At 75.7% G+C, this 24,381-nt stretch carries 23 protein-coding genes; 13 read left to right on the top strand and 10 right to left on the bottom strand.

The window, feature by feature from the left end:
* Window positions 1-31: 31 nt before the first annotated feature.
* The 5 genes from WA788_RS24840 to WA788_RS24820 all read right to left on the bottom strand — a co-directional run bounded on the left by WA788_RS24840 (window position 32) and on the right by WA788_RS24820 (window position 5,341).
* Complete coding sequence (locus WA788_RS24840; protein WP_335980902.1) at window positions 32-496, bottom strand: XRE family transcriptional regulator; 465 nt, start codon at window positions 494-496, stop codon at window positions 32-34.
* 315 nt (window positions 497-811) lie between these two features.
* Complete coding sequence (locus WA788_RS24835) at window positions 812-2,143, bottom strand: MFS transporter (protein ID WP_335980901.1); 1,332 nt, start codon at window positions 2,141-2,143, stop codon at window positions 812-814.
* 9 nt (window positions 2,144-2,152) lie between these two features.
* Complete coding sequence (locus WA788_RS24830; RefSeq protein WP_335980900.1) at window positions 2,153-4,843, bottom strand: class III lanthionine synthetase LanKC N-terminal domain-containing protein; 2,691 nt, start codon at window positions 4,841-4,843, stop codon at window positions 2,153-2,155.
* Window positions 4,844-4,887: 44 nt separating this feature from the next.
* The gene (locus tag WA788_RS24825) at window positions 4,888-5,070 is read right to left on the bottom strand and encodes a hypothetical protein (RefSeq protein WP_335980899.1); all 183 of its coding nucleotides are present in this window, start codon (window positions 5,068-5,070) and stop codon (window positions 4,888-4,890) included.
* Between the two features lie 109 nt (window positions 5,071-5,179).
* Window positions 5,180-5,341, bottom strand: a complete 162-nt coding sequence (locus WA788_RS24820; protein ID WP_335980898.1) for a hypothetical protein — start codon at window positions 5,339-5,341, stop codon at window positions 5,180-5,182.
* A gap of 264 nt (window positions 5,342-5,605) precedes the next feature.
* Between WA788_RS24820 and WA788_RS24815 the strand changes: the two genes are divergently transcribed.
* The 7 genes from WA788_RS24815 to WA788_RS24785 all read left to right on the top strand — a co-directional run bounded on the left by WA788_RS24815 (window position 5,606) and on the right by WA788_RS24785 (window position 14,818).
* Window positions 5,606-7,495: a BTAD domain-containing putative transcriptional regulator gene (locus tag WA788_RS24815; RefSeq protein WP_335980897.1), complete on the top strand. Its 1,890-nt coding sequence runs from the start codon at window positions 5,606-5,608 to the stop codon at window positions 7,493-7,495.
* Between the two features lie 145 nt (window positions 7,496-7,640).
* Window positions 7,641-8,783 carry a radical SAM protein gene (locus WA788_RS24810; protein WP_335980896.1) on the top strand — a complete coding sequence of 381 codons (1,143 nt, stop codon included), beginning with the start codon at window positions 7,641-7,643 and terminating at the stop codon, window positions 8,781-8,783.
* 86 nt (window positions 8,784-8,869) lie between these two features.
* Window positions 8,870-9,493, top strand: coding sequence for an iron-containing redox enzyme family protein (locus tag WA788_RS24805; RefSeq protein ID WP_335980936.1), 624 nt, complete (start codon window positions 8,870-8,872; stop codon window positions 9,491-9,493).
* Window positions 9,494-9,576: 83 nt separating this feature from the next.
* Entirely contained in the window at window positions 9,577-9,780 is a 204-nt protein-coding gene (locus tag WA788_RS24800; RefSeq protein WP_335980935.1) for an aroma-sacti cluster domain-containing protein, read from the top strand.
* A 31-nt stretch (window positions 9,781-9,811) separates the two neighbouring features.
* On the top strand, window positions 9,812-13,300 hold the full coding sequence (locus WA788_RS24795; RefSeq protein ID WP_335980895.1) for an adenylate/guanylate cyclase domain-containing protein: 3,489 nt from the start codon (window positions 9,812-9,814) through the stop codon (window positions 13,298-13,300).
* A gap of 103 nt (window positions 13,301-13,403) precedes the next feature.
* Window positions 13,404-14,246, top strand: a complete 843-nt coding sequence (locus WA788_RS24790; RefSeq protein ID WP_335980894.1) for a S8 family peptidase — start codon at window positions 13,404-13,406, stop codon at window positions 14,244-14,246.
* A gap of 50 nt (window positions 14,247-14,296) precedes the next feature.
* On the top strand, window positions 14,297-14,818 hold the full coding sequence (locus WA788_RS24785; RefSeq protein WP_335980934.1) for a GAF domain-containing protein: 522 nt from the start codon (window positions 14,297-14,299) through the stop codon (window positions 14,816-14,818).
* A 76-nt stretch (window positions 14,819-14,894) separates the two neighbouring features.
* On the opposite strand, the gene WA788_RS24780 is transcribed toward WA788_RS24785, so the two are convergent.
* Window positions 14,895-15,737: an aldo/keto reductase gene (locus tag WA788_RS24780; protein WP_335980893.1), complete on the bottom strand. Its 843-nt coding sequence runs from the start codon at window positions 15,735-15,737 to the stop codon at window positions 14,895-14,897.
* A 201-nt stretch (window positions 15,738-15,938) separates the two neighbouring features.
* Here WA788_RS24780 and WA788_RS24775 point away from each other — a divergent pair, with 201 nt between their 5' ends.
* A complete protein-coding gene (locus WA788_RS24775) occupies window positions 15,939-18,023 on the top strand; it encodes a SpoIIE family protein phosphatase (protein WP_335980892.1) in 2,085 nt (694 codons plus the stop codon).
* Window positions 18,024-18,074: 51 nt separating this feature from the next.
* Here the strand turns inward: WA788_RS24775 and WA788_RS24770 are convergent, their stop codons facing one another.
* Window positions 18,075-18,686 (bottom strand): LysE/ArgO family amino acid transporter, encoded by a 612-nt coding sequence (locus tag WA788_RS24770; RefSeq protein WP_335980890.1) that lies wholly within the window; start codon window positions 18,684-18,686, stop codon window positions 18,075-18,077.
* Window positions 18,687-18,769: 83 nt separating this feature from the next.
* On the opposite strand from WA788_RS24770, the gene WA788_RS24765 reads away from it, so the two are divergent.
* The gene (locus WA788_RS24765; RefSeq protein ID WP_443034092.1) at window positions 18,770-19,762 is read left to right on the top strand and encodes a LysR family transcriptional regulator ArgP; all 993 of its coding nucleotides are present in this window, start codon (window positions 18,770-18,772) and stop codon (window positions 19,760-19,762) included.
* A gap of 40 nt (window positions 19,763-19,802) precedes the next feature.
* Here WA788_RS24765 and WA788_RS24760 read toward each other — a convergent pair whose 3' ends face one another.
* A complete protein-coding gene (locus WA788_RS24760) occupies window positions 19,803-20,525 on the bottom strand; it encodes an SDR family NAD(P)-dependent oxidoreductase (protein WP_335980888.1) in 723 nt (240 codons plus the stop codon).
* A 213-nt stretch (window positions 20,526-20,738) separates the two neighbouring features.
* Between WA788_RS24760 and WA788_RS24755 the strand changes: the two genes are divergently transcribed.
* On the top strand, window positions 20,739-21,389 hold the full coding sequence (locus WA788_RS24755) for a TetR/AcrR family transcriptional regulator (protein WP_335980887.1): 651 nt from the start codon (window positions 20,739-20,741) through the stop codon (window positions 21,387-21,389).
* A 19-nt stretch (window positions 21,390-21,408) separates the two neighbouring features.
* On the opposite strand, the gene WA788_RS24750 is transcribed toward WA788_RS24755, so the two are convergent.
* A complete protein-coding gene (locus tag WA788_RS24750) occupies window positions 21,409-21,723 on the bottom strand; it encodes a hypothetical protein (protein ID WP_335980886.1) in 315 nt (104 codons plus the stop codon).
* Window positions 21,724-21,832: 109 nt separating this feature from the next.
* Here WA788_RS24750 and ykgO point away from each other — a divergent pair, with 109 nt between their 5' ends.
* The 3 genes from ykgO to WA788_RS24735 all read left to right on the top strand — a co-directional run bounded on the left by ykgO (window position 21,833) and on the right by WA788_RS24735 (window position 23,571).
* On the top strand, window positions 21,833-21,955 hold the full coding sequence (gene ykgO, locus WA788_RS24745; protein WP_335980885.1) for a type B 50S ribosomal protein L36: 123 nt from the start codon (window positions 21,833-21,835) through the stop codon (window positions 21,953-21,955).
* 317 nt (window positions 21,956-22,272) lie between these two features.
* Window positions 22,273-22,932, top strand: coding sequence for a zinc ribbon domain-containing protein (locus WA788_RS24740; RefSeq protein WP_335980883.1), 660 nt, complete (start codon window positions 22,273-22,275; stop codon window positions 22,930-22,932).
* Between the two features lie 42 nt (window positions 22,933-22,974).
* On the top strand, window positions 22,975-23,571 hold the full coding sequence (locus WA788_RS24735) for a GNAT family N-acetyltransferase (RefSeq protein ID WP_335980882.1): 597 nt from the start codon (window positions 22,975-22,977) through the stop codon (window positions 23,569-23,571).
* Between the two features lie 59 nt (window positions 23,572-23,630).
* Here WA788_RS24735 and WA788_RS24730 read toward each other — a convergent pair whose 3' ends face one another.
* Window positions 23,631-24,368, bottom strand: a complete 738-nt coding sequence (locus WA788_RS24730; protein ID WP_335980881.1) for a TetR/AcrR family transcriptional regulator — start codon at window positions 24,366-24,368, stop codon at window positions 23,631-23,633.
* Between the last annotated feature and the right edge of the window lie 13 nt (window positions 24,369-24,381).

Here is a 24,381-nt window from a genome sequence, read left to right as displayed (position 1 = left end):
CCATGAGACCTCACAGCGGAGTTCGGGCACGCTACAAGCCGCGCCCCTGGGAACTGCGCTCCCTGCGGGCGAGGACGTCGATCATGTCGCTGATCGTGGCCGCGTCCTCGGGGGACAGGTTAACCGCGCGCAGCGCCATGCTGCGCACACCGGCGTCGCGCAGCGCCCCGAGGAGTTCGAGTTCCTTGGCGATGGCCGCGCCCTGCTCGTCGTCGAAGAAGTACCCGACGGGGACGTCGAAGAACTGGGCGAGGGCCTCGAGATGGCGCTTGGTGGGATTGTCCCGGCGGCCGGTGCGCAACTGCCACAGGTACGTCGCGGAGAAGCTCTCGCCGGTGGCCTCGCGGCAGGCGCGGGCGACTTCCTCGTGGCTGTACGGCTCGCGGTTGGGGCGCCGGACGACGCGGAAGAGGGCGTCGATCTTGTCGGCGAGGGTGGCGTCCGGCTCGCGGTCGGCGGTGGTGGTGGACGACACGGCGGAAACACGCTTGTCCATGGTCCGCCTCCCCCCGAGTAGTACCGGCCAGGCCCGGGTGCCCTGCCCCCGGCCTCATCGTAGCCGGTGCCCACCCGATCCCGGAATGGCCGTCGGCTGTGTGGCCGATGTGAACCGGGTGACAGGGCGCGGGTGCCGGTGTCCGTGGGTTCGCCTCCGCCGCCGACTTCCGTGCGTGACACGGACGTTGCTGTCCGTTCGGTCCGGCGGGCTGCCGGAGCCGTCGGAACGCCGATCCGGCCGGGCAAGGGGATTTCCGGCCATGTCGGGGACTGGGGGCGGCACTTGGGTGGGGGATGCGAGCCGGTGCCTCGGTCAGACCGCGGCCGGCTCCGGCGCGGGCACAGCGGGGGCCTTTCGGGCGGCCCGCAGCGCGGCCGGCAGGCTCAGCGCGACGCCGCCGAGCGCGATCAGCCCCATCGCCCACAGCGCGCCGCGCACCCCGAGCCAGTCGCCGAGCACACCGCTGCCCAGCGCGCCGACCAGGCCCGCGGTGGCCACGCACACCTGGAGCGCGGCCATCGCGCGGCCGAGCGTCTCCTCGGACATGTCGGCGACGAGCACCGAGCTGACGGCCACATTGGCGATCGACCCGAAGAAGATGGGCAGCCCGATGCCCAGTGCCGCGCAGCACGCGGCCAGCGGCAGCGGCCCGTCGGCCAGCGGCAGCAGCAGGCTGCACGCCATCGCCGCGGTGAACGCCCCGAGCAGCACCCGTCGGGGGTTGCGCCCCGGCGCCAGCACGCGCCCGGCGACGGCCGAGCCCGACAGCCCCATCAGCCCCGACAGCGCGAAGAGCGACCCGTACGCGGCCGTCGGCAGGTGGATCACCCGCAGCAGGAACGGGCCGGTCAGGGCGGTCACCCCGGCCAGGGCCGCGGCCGGCACCACGATGAACACCGCCAGCGCGCGGTGGAAGCCGTCGCCGGTGAACAGCCGCAGGCCGGCCAGCGCGCCGCGCAGCGAGGTCAGCATCGAGGGCGCCGGGCCGCGCGGCACCAGGTCGGGCGAGCGCATGGCGAGCAGCGCTACGGCGCTGAGTAGGTAGCTGGCCACGTCGACCGACAGCGCGGCGGCCGCGCCGAGCACCGCGATCGCGGGCCCGGCCAGCAGCCGGCCGACGAGCGCGGCACCGTACTGCCCGGCCTGGAGCCGGGCCCGGGCGCTGCCGATGCCGTCGGGGCCGACGAGCTGGCGCAGGTGCAGGAAGTACACGGACATCGAGAACGTGGAGGTGGCGCCCATGACGGCGCACAGCAGGCCCAGCCACAGCAGCGAGACGGTGCCCGCGGCCAGTCCCAGGGCGACCGCGCCGACGGCCGCCGCGCAGACCAGGTCGAGCAGCACCAGGGTGCGGCGCGGGTGGGCGAGGCGGTCGGCGAGCGCGCCGGCCGGGAAGCCCAGCAGCAGGATCGGCGCGGTGGCTGCCGCGCTGATCAGGCCGATGGCCCCGGCCGAGGCGTTGAGGTGCACCACCGCCACGACGGGCAGCGCGATGGTGGTGAAGACCGAGCCGAACGCGGAGGCGGTCTGCCCGCACCAGTAGTAGTTGACGTCGCGCCGCACACCCCGGTCCGCGGGGCCGGGCGGCTGCTTCGCGCCCGCGTCCGGTCCGCCGCTCTGGATGTCGGTCGTGTCACGGTCCATCGGGGCACCTCACCTGGCTGCGGCGGTCGGGGCGGGGGCGGCGGCGAGCGCGTCCACGGTGAACAGCGGGTCGGGCGCGGGGTCCAGCAGCTGCGTCAGGAAGAGCAGCACGCCCGCCGAGCCGCTCCACAGGTCGGCGCTGAACCGCATGTTCTGGTCGCCGAGGAAGCGCACCCCGGTCGGGTGCGGCACCGCGAACTTGTACAGGGCCCGCGCGCTGCGGACCGCGGCGTCCCGGGCGGCGGCGTCGCCGGTCAGCCGGGCGTGCTCGGCAGCCGCGAACCCCAGTCCGGCCTGCCCCTGGAAGAGCCCGGACATCGCGGTGTACGGGGTGCGGGCCGCGGCCAGCAGCCGCGGCAGCGCCTGGACCAGCCGCTCGTCGCCGATCGTGCGGGTGTAGCGGACGACGGTGTGCGCCATCGAGGCGGACCCGCAGTACAGGTAGGGCAGGCTGCGGCTGTCGGCGGCGGAGATCGGGAAGGCCAGACCGGGCGCGTCGGGGTCGGTGGCGCGGTCGAGTTCGGCGTGCAGCAGCCGCACCCCGCGCTCCGTGCCCGCCGACGACCCGGTGACGGCGTCGAGTTGCTGGAGCATCAGGGCGATGCCGGTCCGGCCGTGCATCAGGCCGGTGGCGTCGTCGGCGCCGAGCAGCGCGGTGAGTTCGGCGTCGGGCGGCAGCGCCGCGGCGAGCTGCTGCGCGCGGTCGAGGTGCGCGTCCTCGCGGGTGTGCCCGTAGAGGGCGAGGTGGGCCATGGCCAGGCCCGAGCTGCCGCCGAAGAGGGTGGCGCAGGCGCCGGAGGCGGTCAGCGGGTGCCGGTCGGCGGCGGCGAGCAGGTCGCGTGCCTCGTCCAGCAGGCCGTGGTCGGCCAGCACCCAGGCGATTCCGGCGGCGCCGGCCATCAGCCCGGGCCCCAGGCGCTCGATGCCCGCGAAGGTGTCGGTGCGCAGCCGCTCCAGGGCGCCGTCCGGGAGGGCGCGCCCGGCCCGGGTCAGGGCGTGCAGCACGCCCGCGGAACCGTAGGCCAGGCACTGGGTGTTGCTGGCGTAGCCGTCGGCGATGGTGGGGAAGACCCGGGCGGGGTGGCCGGGTTCGGCCATGGCGGTCAGCGCGTCGGCGGTGCGGTCGCGCAACTCGGCCAGGTGGCGCAGCGGTTCGGCGGCCACCTGCTCGGGGGTGGGCAGGGGTACGGCGCCGTCGGCGGCGGGGCGCGGCGGGTGGAAGCGGACCGCCTTGCGCCACAGGGGTTCCGGCACCGGCGCCCGCTCCTGGAGCTCGCCGCGCAGGTGGGCGAGCGTGTCGGGGTTGCGGCGGGCCAGTTGGTGGAAGGGCCCGAGCAGCAGCAGGGCGAGGCCGGCCAGCCCGTAGGTGTCGTGGATCAGCCGGTCGTCGCCGACGAGTTCGGGCGGCGGGGCGTAGCCGGGGGTGCCGATCACCAGGATCTCGTCGCTGTCGGCGCGCTGGGCGGCCTCGAAGTCGACCAGCCGGACGCTGTCGTCGTCGCCGACCATGACGTTGCCGGGGCTGACGTCCACGAAGAGGTAGCCGGCCGCGTGCAGGCGGTCCAGCGCGGTCTCGACCCGTGCGATCAGCTTCTCGCAGCGCGCGTAGTAGTCGTCGAACTCCTCGCGGCGGCGGCCGGTGCCGAGCATGGGCTGATGGGCGACCATCCAGCGCTGGAGGGTCTCGCCCTCGACGAACTCGGTGACCAGGTAGTGGTGTTCCCACTCGCGGAAGAGCTCCAGCGGCTGCGGGGCCAGGCCGGGCACCGCCTCGTGCAGCGCGGTGAGCGTGGCGTGCTCGGCGCGGAGCTGGTCGGGCGCGGTGTGCTCGCCGTGGGCGATCCCGGTGTGCGCGCGGGCCTCCTTGATGAAGACCTGGCGGCCGGTGGCGAGTTCGCGGGCGCGGTAGGTGCCGCCGGAGTTGGAGAACTGGAGGGCCTCTTCGAAGGCGTAGCCGTGGAAGGTGACGGGTGCGGGTGCGGGTGCGGGTGCGTCCGCCGTGGCCGGGGCGCCTTTCGCCCGGGTCGCGCCCCGCGCTTTCGGCCCCTGCGCCTTCGGTCCCTTCGCCTTCGGCCGGTCGGCGGCGAACGGGTCGGTGACGCCGTCGGGCAGGTGGAAGGAGACCCCGCGGCGGTCCTCGGCCAGGACGCCGTCCGGGCGGCGCAGCAGCATGGTGTAGGTGCCGTCGGCGTTGACGCGGTCGCGCGGCAGGTAGGCGCCGTACCGGTAGTGGACGGTGCGCGAGTCGCGGTAGCGCCGGTCGGTGAGGATGAACGGGCCTTCCTCGTCGGCGAGTTCGGTGCGCAGCCGCTCCATGAGCGTGCGGGCGGCCTCGACGCTCGTGGGGTAGGCGGCGACGAACTTCCCGCTCTGCTGGCGGGCGGCCTGCTTGTGGTGCATCCACCAGTAGAACAGTGCGCAGGACATGTTCTTGAAGGCGACGTCCTGCTCGAAGCAGACCGCGGCCACGGTGTCGAGGACGTGCTGCTGGCGGCCGGGCCGCGCGGACACGTGGACCTTCCAGCCGTCCTCGACACCGCGCAGCTGCCGGCCGCGGTGCCACATCGTCCAGATCCCGGCCTCGGCCCCGGTCCAGCCGTCCGGTACGGCCGCGGGCCGGTAGACCTCCCCGCGGTCGCGGGCGGTCTCCAGCGGGGCGTAGAACTCCTTGTCCGCGACGACGTACAGGAACGGGATCATGGGCCTCTCCGGTGCGGGATCGACGTGCGGGGTACGGCGGGGAGTCAGCAGCAGACCGCCAGGCTCGTCGCGCTCGTGGAGCCGAGCAGCTGGTCGGGTTCGGGCGCCTTCACCCCGAGCTCCTGGAGGCCCAGCGGCATCGCGGTGTGCGCCTCGACCTCGGACTCCTCGGTGTCGGCGGCGGTTTCGGGCTCGGGTTCGGGCGCGGACGGTACGGGTTCGGCCATGGTCGTCTCCTGTCGGGGTGCGGGCGCCCGGGCGGCCGGCCCCGGCCGTACGGGCGCACAACGACGTGTGGGCGGCGCGCCGTCGCGGCACGCCGCCCACACGGGAGGATCAGGCGCAGGCGGCCAGGCTGACCGTGCTGCCGGGAGCCTCCAGGTTGCTGACCTCCAGGTCCTGGAGCTCCAGGGGAGCGGCGGTGTGCGCCTCGACCTCGTTGTCGGTCTCGGTCTCGGCAGCGGCTTCCTCGTTGGTCGGGTCGACGGCGTCAGCCATGATCGTCTCCTCGTGTCAGCGGATGTGAAGCGTCGTTCGGACGTTCCACACGCTAGGAGCAGGGGATTCGGAACCGGTCTACTCGCGGTATGCGCCCGGTATCGCCGCAGGTCGCGGCGGGTTGGCCGGCAACTGCCGCGGCTCGGCCGGATGTTGCCTTGTTCACCCGGGCGAATCCGTTTGATATAAGTCATCCGCCTGATGTCATTCATCTCAGCTCATGACCTGGTCCCGGGTCAGCCGGTGGGAAAGGTGAAACCAGAGATGGCCGAACCCCAGCACGACGCCCTGCGCCTCACCGTCCTCGGCCCCCTGTCCGTCGGCACGCCCGACGGCCCCCTCCCGCTCGGCCCGCTCAAACAGCGGCTGCTGCTGGCGATGCTGCTGCTGCGCGCCAACACCCCCGTGTCGCTCGACCTGTTGACCGACACCCTGTGGGACGGCCGGCCCCCGCGCACCGCGCGCAAGAACATCCAGGTGTACATCTCCGCGCTGCGCAAGCTCCTGGACACCGTCGGGGCGGGCGACCGCCTCGCGCACCACGCCGGCGGCTACCTGCTGCGGGTGCGGGACGACGAACTGGACGTGCTGCGCTTCCAGCACCTGGCCAGGGCCGCCCGCGAGGCCACCGCGCAGGGCGCGTTGGGCCCGGCGTCCCGGATGCTGCGCGAGGCGCTCGGACTGCGGCAGGAACTCCCGCTGCGCGAACTGCGGTTCTCGCCCGCGGTGCGGTCCGAGGCCGAACGCCTCGACAGCCGCCACCTCCAGGTCTACGAGGACTGGGCCGAGATCGAGCTGCGGCTCGGCCGCGCCACCGAGGTCGCCGAGACCGTCGCGGACCTGGTCGAGCGGCACCCCGAGCGGGAACGGCTCAGAGCCGTGCAGATGACCGCGCTGTTCGCCCAGGGCCGGCAGACCGAGGCGCTGTCCGCCTACGCGGCGCTGCGCCAGCTCCTCGCCGCCGAGTACGGGCTCCAGCCGAGCGCCGCGCTGGAGACGCTCTACCGCTCGATCCTCGACGGCGGCCCCCAGCAGCCCGGCGGCACCCTCGGCCCGCTCGGCGCCGCCGACCCGCGGACCGCGCCGCGCCGCGCCGGCGGCGAACTGGGCGCCGTACTCCCGCAGGACCTCGCCGACTTCACCGGTCGCGTTCCCCAACTGCGCGAACTGTGCGGCCTGTTGGCGGGCGAACGGCGGCTGACGCTGCTGACCGGGCCGGTCGGCACCGGCAAGACCGCGCTCGCGGTGCACACGGCGCACCTGCTGGCCGCGGAGTTCCCCGACGGGCGGGTGCTGCTGCGGATGCGCGACGAGCACGGCCGGCCGCGCCCGGCCGCCGCCCTGGTGGCCGAGCTGTCCCGGCTGGCCGGCCTGCCGGAACCGCCGCACGGGGCCGGCGCCCTGGACCCCGGGACCCGGCGGCCCGGCGCCGAGGAGGCCGCGGCCGCGTGGCGGGCCTGGCTGGCACCTCGACGCGTCCTGCTGGTGCTGGACGACGCGGCCGACGAGGCGTCGGTGCGGCCCCTGGTGCCCGACAGCGGCGGCAGCGCCGTCCTGGTCACCGCCCGCGCCCAACTGGCGGGCCTGGCCGCGGCCAACCGGCTGGAGCTGGCGCCCTTCGAGCGGGCCGAGAGCCTGGAACTGCTCGGCCGGATCATCGGCACCGACCGCCTGCGCTCCTGTCCGGCCTCGGCCGAACGGATCGTGGCCGCCACCGGGATGCTGCCGCTGGCCGTACGCGTCAGCGGCTTGAAGCTCGCCGTACGCCGCCACCTGCCGCTGGGCGAGTACGCCGCCCGGCTCGGCGACGACCGGACCGTCCTGGACGAACTCGTCGCCGGGGACGCCGACGTCCGGCCGAGCCTGGCCGGCTGCTGGCAGGACCTCGGCCCGGCCGACCGGGCCGCGCTGTGCCTGCTGGGGGAGCTGCCGGACCGGCCCTTCACCCTGCGCCAGGCCGCCGAGGCGCTCACCTGCGACCAGGACGACGCCCTGCACCGGCTGGAGTCGCTGATGGACGCCGGCGTGCTCATGGCACCGCGCAGCGAGGTCACCGCCCACGCCGCCCGCTACGAGCTCCCGCGCCTGACGAAGGTCTACGCGCGTGAACAGGCGCAGCGCCACCTCCTGCCGCTGCCGCGGGCCACCGCCTGAGCCGCACGCGCCGACCCGGCGCGCGCCCCTTCGGGGGCCAACGGTGTCCCGGGCCGCCACCTGCGGATTTACCGCTCCCATACCGCTTCTTACCCCACCTCGAACCGCTCCCGCCGACACTCGGGAGGACGATGAGGAGCGTGCGATGGAACTCGCCGAACTGATGACACAGCGCCCGCTGCCGGGCGCGGGCCTGCTCCTGACCGTCACCGGCCGCTGCCCGCTGCACTGCGCGCACTGCTCCACCGCCGCCACCATGGCCTCCGGCGAACCCGACGCCGCCCGGCTGCGGTCCTTCGTCGGCAGCTTCACCGCCGAGGAGCACCCCGCGGTGCTCATGATGACCGGCGGCGAACCGCTGCTGCGGCCCGGCCTCGTCACCGAACTCGCCGCGAGCGCGCGGGCGGCCGGCACCAGGACCGCGCTGCTCACCGGCGCCTTCTTCGTCGGCCCGGCGGCCCGCGCGGAACGGCCGGGCGCCCACGCCGTGCCGGAGCGGATCTGGCGGGCCGTGACGTCCGTCGACCACTTCTCGGTGAGCATGGACGCCTTCCACGAGCGCGAGACCGGCCGCGCGCCCGTCCTCGCCCTCCTGGCGCAGGTGCTGGACGCCGGGGTCGCCACCAGCGTCCACCTGGTCGGCAGCGGCCCCGACGACCCCTACCTCGCCGATGCCACCGCCGACATCCGCCGCACCTTCGGCGCCAGGGTGCCCATGCTCGTCAACTCCCTGCGCCGGGTGGGCCGGGCCGCCTCCTGGGCCGCCGCGGACACCGCGGCGCCCGACCCGGAGCGCGCGCTGCCCTGCGCCATGGCCGCCTGGCCGGTGGTCGCCGCCGACGGCGCCGTGCTCGCCTGCTGCAACCAGGACGTCGTCGACCGCAGACCCGCCCCCGCGCACCTGGCGCTCGGCCACATCGGCGCCAACGGCTGGCCGGAGATCAGCGCCCGGGTGCGGCGGTCGCCGGTGCTGCGGATGATCAGGACGGTCGGCCCCGCGAACCTGCGGCACCGCTACGGCGCCGCCGACCCCGCCGCCCACGCCGCTCAAGCCGACCCCGCCGCCCAGCCGGCCCCGGCCCGCGGCTACTGCGACGGCTGCCGCGCGCTCGCCGACCAACCGCGCGTCCTGGCCGCCGCGGCCGCCGCGGGCGCCGGACCCGCGGGCGCGCTGCTCGACCGGTACGCCGCCGACGGCCAGGCCGCGGCCGGCGCCGTCGCCCTGGTCCGGCGGCACGGCTGCGCCCCCTACGCCGACCTGGTCGCACCGCGCGGAGCCGCGCGGTGAGCGCGGCCACCGCGGTCCCGCCCGGCACCGCGCTGCGCGCCCGCCTGGCGCTGACCGCGCCCGCGGTGCAGGCGGCCACCACCGCCATGTGGCGCCCGCAGGGCCTGAGTTCGCGCTACGACCGCTACCTGGCCGCCATGCACGGGCTGATCCGCGCGTCCGTGCCGCTGATGGAGCACGCGGCAGGCCGCTGCGCCCGGCTGGGCCCGAGCGACCCGGTTGCCGCGCCGCTCACCGCCTACCTGCGCGCGCACATCGAGGAGGAACGCGGCCACGACGCCTGGCTGCTCGCGGACATCGCCGCGCTGGGCGGCGATGCCGCGGCCGTCCGCGACCGGCAGCCGTCCCCCGTCGTCGCCCGGCTGGCAGGCGCCCAGTACTACTGGATCACGCACCACCACCCCGTCGCGCTGCTCGGCTACATCGCCGTGCTGGAGGGCAACGCGCCCGCGCCCTGGCTGGCGGACCGGATCGCCGCCGCCGGAGTGCCCGCCGCGGCGCTGCGGACCGTACGCGGCCACGCCGAGCTGGACGGCGGGCACACCGCCGCGCTGTTCGCGCTGCTCGACGGGCTGCCGCTCGACCCGCCCCTGCTGCACGCGGTCGTGATGAGCGCGCTGCACACCGTGGACGGGCTCGTGGAGCTGTTCGCGCACATCGGCCGGGCAGCGCAGCAGGAACACCCCAGGGAAAGGACGCACACCTCATGAGCGACGGGGCGGCGCAGAGCCGGGAGCGCGACGGCGGCCACGGCGGCGCGGACATCGGCGGGGCGGACATCGGCGGGGCGGGCATGGACGGCACGGCCGACGACACCCTGGAGGTGCTCCAGGCGCACGGCTTCGGCGTCGCCGACCTCACCGAGGAGCAGCGGGACGTGCTGCGGGCGCTGAGCGCGGAGGAGCTGTCGGTGATGCTCGACATCAAGGCGCGGCTGGACGAGGTCGGCCCGGAAGTGCAGGCGCACAGCGAGATCGCCGGCGGCGCGCTCTTCTGAGCCGCTCCACCACCAGCGGAAGGGACCGAGCATGCACTGCACCGCGTGCGACGCCGAACTGCCCGCCGAGGCGCGCTTCTGCCCCTCCTGCGGCACCCCGGCCGCCCCCGGACCGGCCGGGGTGCGGCAGGAGGAGCGCAAGGTCGTGACCGTGGTCTTCTGCGACCTGGTGGGCTCCACCGCGCTGTCCGGCGTGCTCGACCCGGAGACGCTGCGGACCGTGGTGCTGCGCTACTTCGAGCGGATGCGGGAGTGCCTGGAGCAGTTCGGCGGCACCGTCGAGAAGTTCATCGGCGACGCGGTGATGGCCGTCTTCGGGGTGCCGGTCACCCACGAGGACGACGCGGCGCGGGCGCTGGCCGCGGCACTGGCGATGCTGGACGCCGTACAGCGCCTCAACGACGTGGAGTTGGGGCCCTCGCTCGGCATCCGGATCGGGGTGCGGATCGGGGTCAACACCGGGCCGGTCGTCACCGCCTCCGACGTGTCCTCGCGCCAGGCGCTGGTGTCGGGCGAGACGGTCAACGTCGCGGCCCGGCTGGAGCAGAACGCCGCCGAGGGCGAGGTGCTGATCGGCCCGGAGAGCCGCCGCGCGGCCGGCGCGCGGGCCAGGACCGAACCGGTGGGCGCGCTGCGGCTGAAGGGCAAGGAGGACGCGGTCGACGCCTACCGGCTGGTCGCCGTGGTCGAGGAGGAGCCGGAGGTCAGCCGCCGCTTCGACGTGCCCTTCGTCGGCCGCGACCGCGAACTGGCGGCGCTGCGCGAGGCGTTCACCGCCACCGCCGCACGCGACGGCCAAGGGCCCGACCTGGTCGTGGTCTTCGGCGAGGCCGGCATGGGCAAGACCCGGCTGATCCACGAGTGGCGCAAGCAGTCCGGGCGGGCCTTCGCCCACGGCGCGGGCCGCTGCCGGCCCTACGGCGAGCACGGCAGCCTGGCGCCGCTCGCCGAAGCGGTGCGCCAACTCCTCGACAGCGAGCCGGACATGACTGATGTCACGGACGCCACGGGCATCGCGGACCGCACGGATCGCGAGGAGGCCGCCGCCGCGCTGGCCGTGCTGTCAGCCGGGCTGCTGGAGGACGGCACCCCCAACCCGTCGACCGACGACACCTGCGCCGCGCTGACCGGCCTGCTCGCCGTACTGGCGCGCCGCCGCCCGGTCGTCCTGGTGCTGGACGACCTGCACTGGGCGAGCGAGCCGCTGCTGGCCATGGTCACCGCGCTGCGCGCCGAACTCGCCGGCGCCGGCGTGCTGTTCGTGTGCGCCGCCCGCCCCGACCTCGCCGACCGCCACACCGGGTGGGGCGGCCCCCGGGCGCGCACCCTGACCCTGCCCGGCCTGACCACGGCGCAGGCCGAGACCGTCGCCGAAGCGCTCACCGAGGTCGGCGCGCACTGGGACGGCGCCGCACCCGCCCGCGGGCGTACGGGCGTACCGCCGCAGGTGCTGGAGTCCGCCGGCGGCAACCCCTTCTACCTCGAACAGCTCCTCGCCGCCCTCACCCAGCCCGACTCCGGCTACCGCCCCGACGGCGGCGGCGACCTGCCGACCACCCTCCAGGCGCTGCTCGGCGCGCGGATCGGCGCCCTCGGCCGGGCGGAGCGCGCCGCGCTGGACATCGCGGCCGTCGCGGGCCGGGAGTTCACCGCCGACCAGGTCGCCGACCTGGTCGCCGACGACCCCGAGGGCGCGCCCGGCGGCGCCCTCTACGACGCCGCGGCCCGTACCCCCGCGCCCGGGCCGCTGGGCGACGCGCTCGCCGGACTCGGCCGCCACCGCCTGCTCGCCGGCACCCATCCGCTGCGCTTCAGCAGCGGCCTCGTCCATGAGGTCACCTACCAGTCCATGGCCAAGCGCACCCGTGCCGAACGCCATGAACACGCCGCGCTGGCCCTGTCCAGGCGCCTGTCGCCCGCCGCCGAGGAGGCGCCCGCGGGGCCCCGGGAGGAGGGCGGCCCGGGCGAGGTGCTGCTGCGGGCGCGGTCCGGCGGGGTCGAGGGCGTGGCGGCCGTCGCGGCGCACCTGGAGCGGGCCTACCGCTACCGGGCCGAGCTGGGCGTGTTGGACCCGCACACCGACCACCTGCGGGTGCGGGCCGTGCGGTTGCTGGTGGAGGCGGGCTCGCGGGCGCTGGCGCGGTCGGATCTGGCGTGGGCGGCGGGGCTGTTGGAACGGGCGGTGGAGCTGGCGGCCGAGGACGAGCCCGAGTGGGGCGCGGCGGCGCGGCGGCTCGGCGACGTCCTGCTGGCGACCGGCCGTACCGACCAGGGCCGCGCGCTGCTGCTCGACGTGCTCGGGCGGGAGGCGGTGCGCCCGGTGGAAGCGGCCCACGCGCGGCTCGCGCTGGCCGCGGTGTCGGCGGCGCCGGACGGCAGCAGCGCGGGGACCGTCGCCCAGTGGGCGCTGCCGGTCTTCGAGCAGGCGGGCGACGACCTCGGCCAGGCGCGGGCCTGCATCCGGATCGCACAGGACCGGCAGTCGCAGGGCCGCCATGTGGCCGCGGACGACCTGCTGTCGCGGGCCCTGGCCCACGCGCGCCGGGCCGGCGCCGAGCCCGAACGGGCCCTGGCCCTCGGCGCGATCGGCGTCTCGCTGTGGCGCGGCCCCGAACCGGTCCCGTCGGCGGTCGCCCGCAGCCGCGACCTGCTGGCCGAGCACGGCGAGCAGCGCCCTACCGTACGGCTGACGCTGAACTGCCCGCTGGCGGTGCTGTTCGCCCTCCAGGAGCGGTGGGTGGACGCCGAGGCGTGCCTGAGCCGGGCCCGCCGGCTGGCCGGCGAACTCGGGTACGCCGAGGGCCGCGTGGTGCTCCCGCTGTTCGCCGCGGCGGTGGCGACCCTCGGGGACGACCGCGCCCGGGCCCTGGACCTGCTCGAGGAGGCCGACGCCGCCGCGGCGCGCCTGAAGGCCGACGGGCTGCGCGGTGTGGTCGCCCGCGAGGCGGCCCGGCTGCTGGTGGACGTCGGCCGCCACGACGAGGCCGCCGCCCGCCTCGCCGCCGCCCCCAACGGCTCGGGCCCGGCCGCCGCCTCGGCCGCCGGCCCCGGGGCGCGTACCGGCAGCGGCTCGCACACCGGCCCGGACCCGTACGCCCCGGGGACACCCGCCGAGCCCGGCGCGGCCACCGGTGAACGTCCCGCCGACCACCCCGGCGCGGGCCTGGACCCTGCCACCGGCCCGGGCACCACCACCGCGGACTCCGGCGCCCCCGCCGCCCCCGGCGAGGCCGCCTCCGACACGGCCGACCTCGACGGTCTCCTCGCCCGGATCGCCGCCGCGCGCGGCAGCGCCGAGCAGGCCGAGGCGCTGTCCGCCCGCGCGGTGCGCACCGCCGCCGGCACCGACTCCCCGGTCCTGCTCGCCGTCGCCTGGCTGGACCGCGCCGACGTGCTGCGCCGCGCCGGGAACGCCGAGGCCGCGGGCGAGGCCGCAGCTCAGGCCGCCCGGCACTTCGCGGCCAAGGGCCACCTGCCCGGCGCGCGCCGCGCCGCCCGCCGGCAGCAGGCCCCCGCGTGAGCCGCCCGCCGCCGCTGCCGCCCGTACGGCACGTCACGCCCCGAGAACCCGCGCGGGCCGCCCACCGCACCCGCGACCCCGTCAGAACGCGAGAGGCTGCTGCATGGGAACCGTCGAGAAGGGCGCCGTCCCCTCACTCACCTGGAGCCTGCGCGGCAAGCGCCCGGAGGACGTGCTCGTCGCCGCCGACGGCGAGCCGCCGGCGCCCGGCCGCGGCTGGGCCGACGCGCTCGGCACCGGCGTGCGGGTGTGCGTCGTGGACTCCGGCGTGGAGGGCGGCCACCCGCTGATCGGCCGGGTCGACGGCTCCTGGACGGTCCGCAAGGACGCCGCCGGCACCAGCGTCGTGGCGACCGAGCCGGGCGACTCCTGCGGCCACGGCACCGCCTGCGCGGGCATCATCCGCAGGACCGCGCCGGAGTGCGAGCTGTACAGCGTGCAGGTGCTCGGCAAGGGCTTCGGCGGCACCGGGGACGTGCTGCTCGCGGGCCTGCGCTGGGCGATCCGCCAGGGCTTCGACGTGATCAACCTCAGCCTGTCCACCACCCGCCCGCAGTTCGCCGAGGAGCTGCGGGTCCTCGCCGACGAGGCGTACTTCCGCGGCACCGCGATCGTCGCCTCCGCGCACAACACCCCGGTGGAGAGCTTCCCGTGGCGGTTCGCGTCGGTGATCTCCGTGGGCAGCCACCAGGAGGACGACCCCGAGCTCCACCTGTACAACCCGAGCCCCCCGGTGGAGTTCTTCGCCCCCGGCCAGAACGTCCAGGTGGCCTGGCTCGGCGGCGGGTCGATCAGGACCACGGGCAACAGCTTCGCCACGCCCTACATCGCCGGGCTGTGCGCCCGCATCCTGTCCCGGCACCGCCGGATGACGACCTTCCAGCTCAAGAACGCGCTCTACCTTTCCGCGGCCAACGTCCAACTGGGCATCAGGGGTGCTTCGTGACACAGAGCAACGAGAGCAACGCAGTGACCGACCCGCTCTCCCAGGAGCTGATGCAGTCGGTGGTCGACACCGCCCGGGCCATCTTCGGCGCCCAGGCCAGTTCGGTGTTCCTGCTCGACGAACCGGCTCACGAGCTGGTCTTCCAGGCCGTCTCCGGCCAGGGCGAGAGCTTCCTGGTCGGGCGGCGCTTCCCCGCCGAGAGCGGCATCGCCGGGTGGGTGGTCTCCTCCGGTGAGCCCGTCATCGTGGACGACCTGTCCCGCAGCTCCTCCTTCGACCGGGACTTCGCCGAGTCCACCGAGTACGTCCCCGACGCGCTGATGGCCGCGCCGCTGACCCACGGCGACCGGGTGCTGGGGGTGCTGGAGGTGCTCGACCCGGTGCCGCAGTCCCGCTCCAGCCTGAGCGAGCTGGACCTGCTGGCGCTCTTCGCCCGGCACGCGGCGGCCGCGCTGCGGGTGGTGGTGGACCGGGCCCGGCCCGCGCCGGCCGGCGCGCTCGGCGGCGACGGGCGCGCCGCGGCGCTGCGCATGGCCGAGGACCTGCGCAGGCTGCTGGAGACCTCCGTCTGACCCCCGGCCGGGCGGCGCGCCCCCTCCCGCGACCCGGGGCGCGGGAGGCGGCGCGCCGCCCGGCCGGGGTACGCCCCTACGGCACCCAGTTGAAGGTGTCCGGGTCCGGGCCGGTCCGCTCACCGCGGTCCAGCGCGGAGATGTCCGCCAGATCCTGGCCGGTCAGCTCGAAGTCGAACAGGCGCAGGTTCTCCGCCACCCGCGAGCGCGTCACCGACTTCGGGAAGACGATGTCGCCGCGCTGGAGGTGCCAGCGCAGCGTCACCTGCGCCGCGCTGCGCCCGACCCGCTGGGCGATCGCGGTGATCACCGGGTCGTCCAGGACCATGCCCTTGGCGATCGGGGACCACGCCTCGGTGGCGATGCCGTGCTCTTCGCCGAAGGCGCGCAGCTCGTCCTGCACGAGGTAGGGGTGCACCTCGATCTGGTTGACCGCGGGCACCACCGAGGTCTCCTCGAACAGCCGCTTGAGGTGCGCGATCTGGAAGTTGGAGACGCCGACCGCCTTGACCCGGCCGGACCGGTAGATCTCCTCCATCGCCCGCCACGTCTCGGTGTAGTCGCCGACCTCCGGCAGCGGCCAGTGCACCAGGAACAGGTCCATGTACTCCATGCCGAGGTCGTCCAGGCTGCGGGTGAAGGCGGTCAGCGCGTCACCGTAGGCGTGGAAGCCGTTGTTGAGCTTGCTGGTCACGAAGACCTCGGAGCGGTCCAGGCCGGATTCCGCGACGGCCTGCCCGACCTCCTTCTCGTTGCCGTACATCTCGGCGGTGTCGATGTGCCGGTAGCCGATCTCCAGCGCGGCCAGGACGGCGTCCTTGGTGTCCTTCGGCTCGATCTGGAACGTGCCGAAGCCGAGCTGCGGGATCGTGACGCCGTTGTTGAGGGTGACGTCCGGGATGGTGGGCGCTGAGGCCATGGTGAGCGCCTTCTTCCTTGCGTGGCTGCCGGGGCAGGGGGGGTGCGCGGATACCTACGCGGCCGTACCCCCGCAAACCACCGTAAGGGCACCGGCGCGCCGCGGCCCGCCGGAAGCCCGCGGCCCCCGGAATCGGTCAGATGTACGAACGCGCGGCGCGTTCGACGCGCCCGGCGGGCCGCGGCGCGCGATGATCGGAGCATGAGGCGGATCGGCGCGGGCCCCGGCGTGCCCGAACTCGAACCCGAGGTGTTCGACCGGGCCATCGTGGCCGTCGCGATCACCGCGGGCGAGGACCACCGGCTGGTCTACGTCAACGAGGCATTCCGCGCCCTGTTCGGCCCGCGGCAGCTGGGCGCGCCCGCCGCCGAGGTGTTCACCGAGCCCAATGCCGCCCGCTTCCTGAAGATGCTCGACCAGGTCCACCTCGACCGCGCCGCCCGGCAGGTCACCGAGACCCGCACCACCGAGGGCACCGCGCCCGGCGCGCCCGGCCGCCGGCACTTCGTCTACAGCTGCTCGCCGGTGGTCTCCCGGTTCGGCGCGGGGGTGCTGGCCGTGGCGGTGGACACCACCCCGCAGGTGGAGGCGGTCGAGGCCGCGCAACTGCTCTCCGAGCAGCGGCAGAAGGCGCTCCAGCGGTACGAGGCGCTGATGTCCGCCGTCACCCAGATCGTGTGGCTGATGAAGCCGAACGGCGAGATCGTCGAACTGGTCGGCGGCTTCGAGGAGTTCACCGGCATCCCGTGGCGGCCGGTGATCGACCAGGAGTGGATGGCCGCGGTGCACCCGCACGACCGGCAGCGGCTGGTGCGGACCTGGAACGAGGCGGCCGACGGCCGCGCGCGCTTCGAGTGCACCTTCCGGATGCGCACCGCCACCGGGGAGTACCGGCACGTGCAGTCCCGGGCGGTGCCGGTCGAGCGCGGCGGGGAGCTGGTGGAGTGGATCGGCGCGACCGCCGACATCGAGGACCAGTGGCGCAACCGGCTGCGCGAGCGGCTGCTCGCCCGGGTCACCACGGTCACCACCGCCGACGACGTGCCGGACGCGTTCGCCGCCGTGGCCGCCGCGGTCGTGCCGGAGCTGACCGACGCGTGCGCGGTCTTCATGCTGCCCGCGGCCGGCGTCGGCGGCCCGCTCACCGCGGTCCGGGTCGCCACCACCGCCCGCGCCGGACTGCCGGCCCTGCCCCCGCTGAGCAACCGGCCCTACCTCGTCGGCCAGGCGGCCCAGCAGGTCATCGAGAGCCGCCGCCCCCGGCTGATCACCTTCCCCACCGGCGACCCGCCCGACAGCGTGCTGTCGGAGATGTCCCGGCGGTGGCTGCGCGAGGCGCGCGCCACCAGCCTGACCATGGTGCCGATCGTGATCGACTCGGCCGTGGTCGCGTTCGCCTGCGCGGCCAGCTGCGCCGACAGCCCGCCGCCCGGCGCCGCGGACCGGGCGCTGCTGCGGGAGATCCTGTACCAGGCGCGCGAACCGCTGCGGCAGGCGGTGGAGCTGCAGCGCACCCGGCACACCGCGCTCACCCTCCAGCGCGCGCTGCTCACCGCGACCCCGGTGGTGCCCGGCGCGGAGCTGGCCGCGCACTACCAGCCCGCGAGCAAGACCGCCGAGGTCGGCGGCGACTGGTACGACGCGCTGCTGCTGCCCGACGGCACCGTGGCCCTGACCATCGGCGACATCGCCGGGCACGACCTGGACGCCGCCACCTCGATGAGCCAGCTGCGCAGCATGCTGCGGGTGATCGCCTACGACCAGGAGCACCCGGGCAGCCCGGCCGAGAGCCTCGCCCAGCTCGACCGGGTGGTGGACGGGCTGCGGATCGCGCCGCTGGTCACGGTGGTGCACGCCAACCTGGCGCCGCGGTCCGACGGCCGCTGGCACCTCGCGTGGTCCAACGCCGGGCACCCGCCGCCCCTGCTGCTGCCCGCGGCCGGCGAGCCGCGCTACCTGCTGGGCGACGGCCCCGACCTGCCGCTGTGCGTGGCGCCCGACGCGCCCCGCGCCACCTGGCACCACGAACTCGACAGCGGCGACACCCTGCTGCTGTACACCGACGGCCTGATCGAGGTGCCCGGCACCGACCTCGGCCAGGGCATGGCCGCGCTCGCCGCGACCGCGCAGGCCGCCCGCGCGGACGGGCTGACGCTCGCGCAGATCTGCGCCCAGATGCTGTCGGGCGCCGGCAGCCGCCGCGACGACGCCGCGGTGATCGGCTTCCGCCCGATCCGGCAGGGCCCCAGCCGCGGCGCCCTGCCGCGCGGACGGCTGCTGCACTGAGCGGGCCCGCGTACGGCACGGGCCTCCGCGTACGGCACAGCCGCCGCGCGGTCAGGCCCGGGTCGCCATCAGCACGCCCATGCACACCATCGTCACCGCGATCACCGCGTCCAGCACCTGCCACGACCCGGGCCGGGCGAAGGGGCGGCGCAGCAGCCGCGCGCCGAAGCCGAGCCCGGTGAACCACAGCGTGCTCGCCGCCGCCGCGCCCGCCCCGAACAGCCACCGCGCGTGGCCGTAGCTGTTGGCGACCGAGCCGACCAGCAGCACCGTGTCCAGGTAGACGTGCGGGTTGAGCCAGGTCATCGCCAGGCAGGTCAGGACGGCGGTGCGGGCGGAGGCGCCGGCGCCCTCGGCCGCGGTCAGCTGCTGCGGGCGCAGGGCCCGGCGGGCGGCCAGCACCCCGTACGCCACCAGGAACGCCGCGCCGGCCCACGCGGTGACCGTCAGGGCGGTCGGCCAGCGCCGTACGACCGTGCCGATGCCGCCGACGCCCGCCGAGATCAGCAGCAGGTCGGAGACGGCGCAGATCACGACCACCGCGGGCACGTGCTGCCGCAGGATGCCCTGGCGCAGCACGAACGCGTTCTGGGCGCCGATGACCACCAGCAGGGACAGACCGGTGCCGAGGCCCGCCAGGACGGCGAGGAGAGCTGCGTGCATGCCCCGAGGCTAGGAGCAGGGTGATCTTTCAGGCCAGCTAAGGATTCTTAGGTAGCATGAGCAACACTTAAGGTGTGCCGCCTGTGCTCGGAAGGACCCGGCGGGCGGTGCGGGAAAGGGGCGCGGCGACGGTGGACGGGCTGCCGCTGGACCAGGTGCGCACGCTGCTCGCCGCCGTGGATGAGGGCACCTTCGAGGCGGCCGCCGAGGCCCTGCACGTCACGCCGTCGGCGGTGAGCCAGCGGGTCAAGGCACTGGAGCAGCGCACCGGGCGGGTGCTGCTGCTGCGGACGAAGCCGGTGCGGCCCACCGCGTCCGGCGAGGTGCTCATCCGCTACGGGCGGCAGCTCGCGCGGCTGGAGCAGGACGCGGGCGCCGAACTCGGCCTCGACGACGCGCTCGGTCCGGCCACCCTGCCGATCGCGGTCAACGCGGACTCGCTCGCGACGTGGTTCCTGCCCGCGCTCGTGGACGCCGCCGCCGACCGCGGCATCCTGTTCGACCTGCACCGCGACGACGAGGACCACACCGCGGCACTGCTGCGCCAGGGCCGGGTGATGGCCGCGGTGACCTCCTCCCCGGTGGCGGTGCAGGGCTGCTCGGTGCGGGCGCTGGGCCGGATGCGCTACCGGGCGATGGCCGCGCCGCGGTTCGTCGCCCGCCGGCTGGCCGGCCGCCCGCTGCGCGAGGCGCTGCCGGCCGCGCCCGCGATCGTCTTCGACCGCAAGGACGAGTTGCAGGACCGGTTCCTGGACCTGCTCGCCCCGCGGCGGGCGGCCGGCTCCGCGCGCCTGACCGCCGCGACGCGCGCCCGGCACTGCATGCCCTCGTCCGAGGCGTTCCTCGCCGCGGTCGCCGCCGGGCTCGGCTGGGGCATGATCCCCGAGGCGCAGGCCGGCCCGCACCTCGCGGCGGGCACCCTCGTGGAGCTGGCCGCCCGCCGCCCGGTGGACGTCCCGCTGTACTGGCAGCAGTGGAAGCTCGACTCGCCCGACCTGGCGGCCGTCGCCGACGCCGTCCACCGCACCGCGGCCCGCACCCTCTCCCCGCCCGCCCCCGCGCCCGCGCCGGGCTGACCGGCCGCCGGGCCGCGCCGGGCCGCGGGCGCGCGGGGCGTCACGCGACGGCGCGCCCGCCGTCGACCGGCACCGTCGCGCCGGTGACGTACGCGGCCCGGGGCGAGGCGAGGAAGACCACCGCGGCGGCGATCTCCGCGGTGCTCGCGTGGCGCTTGAGGAGCGTGGTGGCGCCGAGCGTGTCGACCATCTCCAGCGGGGCGCTCTCGGTGAGGGTCGGGCCGGGGGAGACGCTGTTCACGCGGACCCCGGAGGTGCCGAACTCCGCCGCCCAGGTGCGGGTCAGCGAGTTCACGGCGGCCTTGGTCGCGCTGTAGACGGACCCGCCGGGCAGCGCCACGGTCGCGGCCATCGTGCTGATGTTGACCACGCTGCCGTCGCCGCGCTCGGCCATCCGCGGCGCGATCGCGGCGGTCAGGAAGTACAGCGCCCGCACGTTGACCTGGAACATCGCGTCGTAGGACGCCACGGACTGCTCGCCGGTCGGCGCGAAGTCGAAGACGCCCGCGTTGTTGACCAGGATGTCGACGTCGGCGGCCTGCTCGGCGAGCCGGCCGACCGAGTCGAGGTCGGCCATGTCGGCGGCGAAGAAGCGCGCCTTGCCGCCCGCGGCCTCGATCGCGGCGACGGTGGCCGCGCCGCGCTGCGCGTCGCGGCCGCTGACGAGGACCTCGGCGCCCCCCGCGGCGAGTTGTCGGGCGATCTCCCGGCCGATGCCGGAGGTGCCGCCGGTGACCAGTGCCTTGCGGCCTTCGAACTCCATGGTGATCCGCCCTTTTCGGTGGTGGGGGTGTGCGTGGTGGATTGTGTGTGCCGCGCGGCACGGGTGCGCCGCCGGGGATGATCGCCCGCCGCTGAACATTGGAGCGATGACTCCATTCTTGTCACCCAAAGATTGGAGTGTCAACTCCAGTTTTTCCGTGGCGGGCGCCCCGCGGGCCGGGAGGAAGCGCTGGGCAGGGCCTACGCTGAACGCATGAGCATCGACTCGCCCCCCGTGTCCGACCCGACGGCGCCGCAGAAGCTGACCCGCAAGGGCGCCGCCACCCGCGGGCGGATCGTGGCGGCCGCGGCCGGACTGATGCTGGAGCACGGCGTGGCGGGCACCAGCACCGACGACGTACGGGCCGCCGCCGGGGTCAGCACCTCGCAGATCTACCACTACTTCGCGGACAAGAGCGCCCTGGTCCGCGCGGTGATCGCGCACCAGACCCAGGCCGTGCTGGACGCGCAGCAGCCGCTGCTGGGCAGCCTGGACTCGCTGGAGGCGCTGCGCGCCTGGCGCGACCTCGTCGTGGGCATCCAGCGCGAGGCGCACTGCCAGGGCGGCTGCCCGATCGGGTCGCTGGCCAGCGAGCTCGCCGAGACCGACGAGGTGGCGCGCGCCGACCTCGTCGGCGGCTTCGCCCGGTGGGAGGCGGCGATCCGCTCCGGCCTGCACGCGATGCGCGACCGCGGCGAGCTGCGCGGCGACGCCGACCCGGACCGGCTCGCCCTTGCCCTCCTCGCCGCCCTCCAGGGCGGCCTGCTGCTCACCCAGGTCCGGCGCGAGACGGCTCCGCTGGAGGCGGCACTCGACGCGATGCTCGCGCGGATCGCCGATCTGACGGTGCGGCGCGGCGGTTGAGGCCGGGCGCGGCCGGGCGTCAGTGCGAGGTGGGGGTGCCGTGGGTGTCGTCGGGGTCGTCGATCGGGCCGGGGCTGGTGAAGTCGGGGCTGGTGAAGCCGGGGCTGGAGAACCCGGCCTCCTCGGGCACCAGCTCGTCGGCGTCCTCGGCCTCGTAGTCGGGGCCCTCGAAGGGCGGCACCTCGAAGTCGGGCGGGGTGAAGTCGCCGATCCGGTCGCCGCCGGGGCCGGTGAAGTCCGGACTGGAGAAGTCGGGGCTGGAGAACCCCGGCCGGTCGAAGTCCGGGCCCTCGTCGGCGCCCGGCCGGTCGTGGTCCTGCGGTGCTTCGGTCATGGTCTGCCCGTCCCCTCCTGGAGGACCGCCCGCCCGCGCGGAATGAACGCGCGGGCACCGCGGTTGTCGCACCTGCAACCGTAGAGACTACGAGCAGAAGGGCGCCACCATGAAGGTACGCAACTCGCTTCGCTCCCTGAAGGGCCGCCCGGGCGCCCAGGTCGTCCGCCGCCGCGGCAAGGTCTACGTGATCAACCGCAAGGACCCGCGGAGCAAGGCCCGCCAGGGCTGACCCCGCCACGGGCCGGCCCCAGCCTGCCCCCGCACGCGGCCGCCGTACACCCGGGACACGGGCGTACGGCGGCCGCGGCCGGTTCGGACCGCGATGCGGAACGGGGCGGGCGTGCCGGGTGGTGACCGTGGGGAGCGCGGGGGCGCAGCGGTGTGCCCAGCAGCGCCAAGGGGGCGCCCGGATGTGGGAAAATGCAGGGTGCTTGCGGCGCCGTACCCGGCCCGCAGAACCGGCAGCGGCGGACGGGGCGTCCGTTGCCGGTAGGGGACGACCGGCGGGCAGGGGCCCGGCCGGAGGCTGCTCGGGGAGGGCGACCGGTGACCGCGGAGATCTACTTCAGCAACAACTACCGTGATCTGTGCGAGCAACAGGGCACGGGTGCGGGGTTCCAGTTCGAGTTCTCCTGCCACCGCTGCTACGACACGTGGCGCTCGCCGTTCGTGCCGTACACCGGTGGCCGGATGGCCAGTTGGGTCGGCAAGGGGGTCAACGCGGCCTGGGGGATGCTCGGCCGGGCCGGCAGCGGCGTGTCCACCGCGGCCGACGGGCTGGCCGGCGCCGGCTACGGCACCGCCCGCGACGCGGCCTTCCAGCGCGCGATATCCACCGCGGAAGGGCACTTCAACCGCTGCCCGCGCTGCACCGGCTACGTCTGCAACCGCTGCTGGAACGCCGGGCAGGGCATCTGCCTGACCTGCGCCCCCGACACCGCCGCCGAGGCGCTCGCCGCCCAGCAGCGCGGCCTCAACGACATGGTGACCGAGCGCGCCTACGCCGTCGGGCAGACCGCCGGGCAGTCGTTCGACGTGAACACCCCGCGCCAGCTGGTCTGCCCGCAGTGCCGCGCCGAGACCCACGGCTCGGCCTTCTGCCCCGGCTGCGGCAACCGGCTCGCCCAGCCGGACACCTGCGGCTCGTGCAGCGCGCAGCTCCCGGCGGGCGCCGCCTTCTGCCCGGACTGCGGCACCCGCCGCTGACCCCCGCGCCGCGCTGACCTGCGGATGTGTGAGGCTGGGGGCATGAACGACCGCCCCCGGCCCGCCGCCGAACAGACCCCCGCCGAACAGACCCCCGCCGAACAGGCCCCGGCCGAAGCGACCGCCGCCACCCCGGCCTCGGCCGCCGTGCCGGCCACCACCGTCGTGCGCTGGCCCGGCCCGGGCCTCGCCGACGGCCAGGGCCCGGCCGGGCTGCTCGCCGCCTACCACCTCCAGACGCAGGCGGAGAAGGGCGAGGCCGTCACCGACGTGGCGGACCTGCCGGAGCGCTACCGCGCGGAGGTCCTCGACCCGCGGACCGCGTTCGCGGCCGACACGGTGCTGCTGGCCGTCGCCGGGGACGCGGTGCCCGGCTGCCTGGTGCTGACCGGCGCGGTGGGCGGCGCGGCCGAGATCAAGCGGCTGTGGACCGCCCCGGAGTACCGCGGCCGCGGGATCGCCGCGGCCTTGGTGCGCGCCGCGCTCACCGAGGCGGCCGCGCGCGGGGTGGACACCCTGCGGCTGTCGGTGTGGGACTGGCGCACGGGCGCGATCGCCCTCTACGAGCGGCTGGGCTTCGCCCCCGTACCCGCCCGGGACGACCGTCCCCGCCTGCTCCACCTGGCCCGCCCGGTCTGAACGGGCCCGGGCCGCCGCGGTGTCGGGCGGAGCCGGCAGGGCGGGCGGCGCGGGGGAGTTCAGCCCTGGGCGTTGATCCGGGTGAGCTGCTCGCGGGTCACCGCGGGGCGGTCCGGTGCGGGGGAGTGGGCGCGCAGGCCCGCCAGGTGGATGTCGGCGTAGCGCCGCCAGGCGTCCGGGGTGACCGCGCCGCTGGTCTCCACCACGCCGCGCAGCCCCCACATCAGGACCATCACGTCGCCGAGTTCGATGTGCGCGGCCACCCGCCCGGCCGCCTTGGCCTGGTCGAGCAGCAGGTCGACCAGGTCGCGCAGCTGCTCCACGCAGGCGGCCTCGGTGCGGCCCACCAGCTTGTCGGCGTAGCCGCGGTGCAGGCTCACCCAGCGGCCGAACACCCCGACGAACACGTCGAGTCCGGTGCCGTCCGGCAGGGTCAGGGCGCTGCGCGCCTGGTCGACGAGCTCGCGGAGCATCTGCCCGGCGATCTCGTCGACCAGCGCCTCCTTGTTGGGGAACCGCCGGTAGAGGGTGCCGACGCCGACGCCCGCACGGGAGGCGATGAGCTCCATGCTGGCGTCGGTGCCGTACTCGGTGAACACCTCGCGGGCCGCAGCGATCACCAGTTGGTGGTTGCGCGCGGCGTCGCGCCGCATCGGGCGGTGCGGGGCCGCGCCGCCGGCGGGTGTCGGGTCGGCAGCGCCCTTCGGCGCCGGGTGCTCACCGCACACGGCACCGTGCCCCGTGCCGTGCCCGGTGCTGTCGGCTACGGGGCCGTGCCCCGCCTTGTGCGCTGCCATCGTCCACTTCCGA

Source organism: Streptomyces sp. CA2R106, assembly GCF_037034245.1.
Taxonomy (GTDB): Bacteria; Actinomycetota; Actinomycetes; order Streptomycetales; family Streptomycetaceae; genus Actinacidiphila.
Note: the sequence above shows the minus strand (reverse complement) of the source record. Positions and strands in the feature narration are given on the sequence as shown.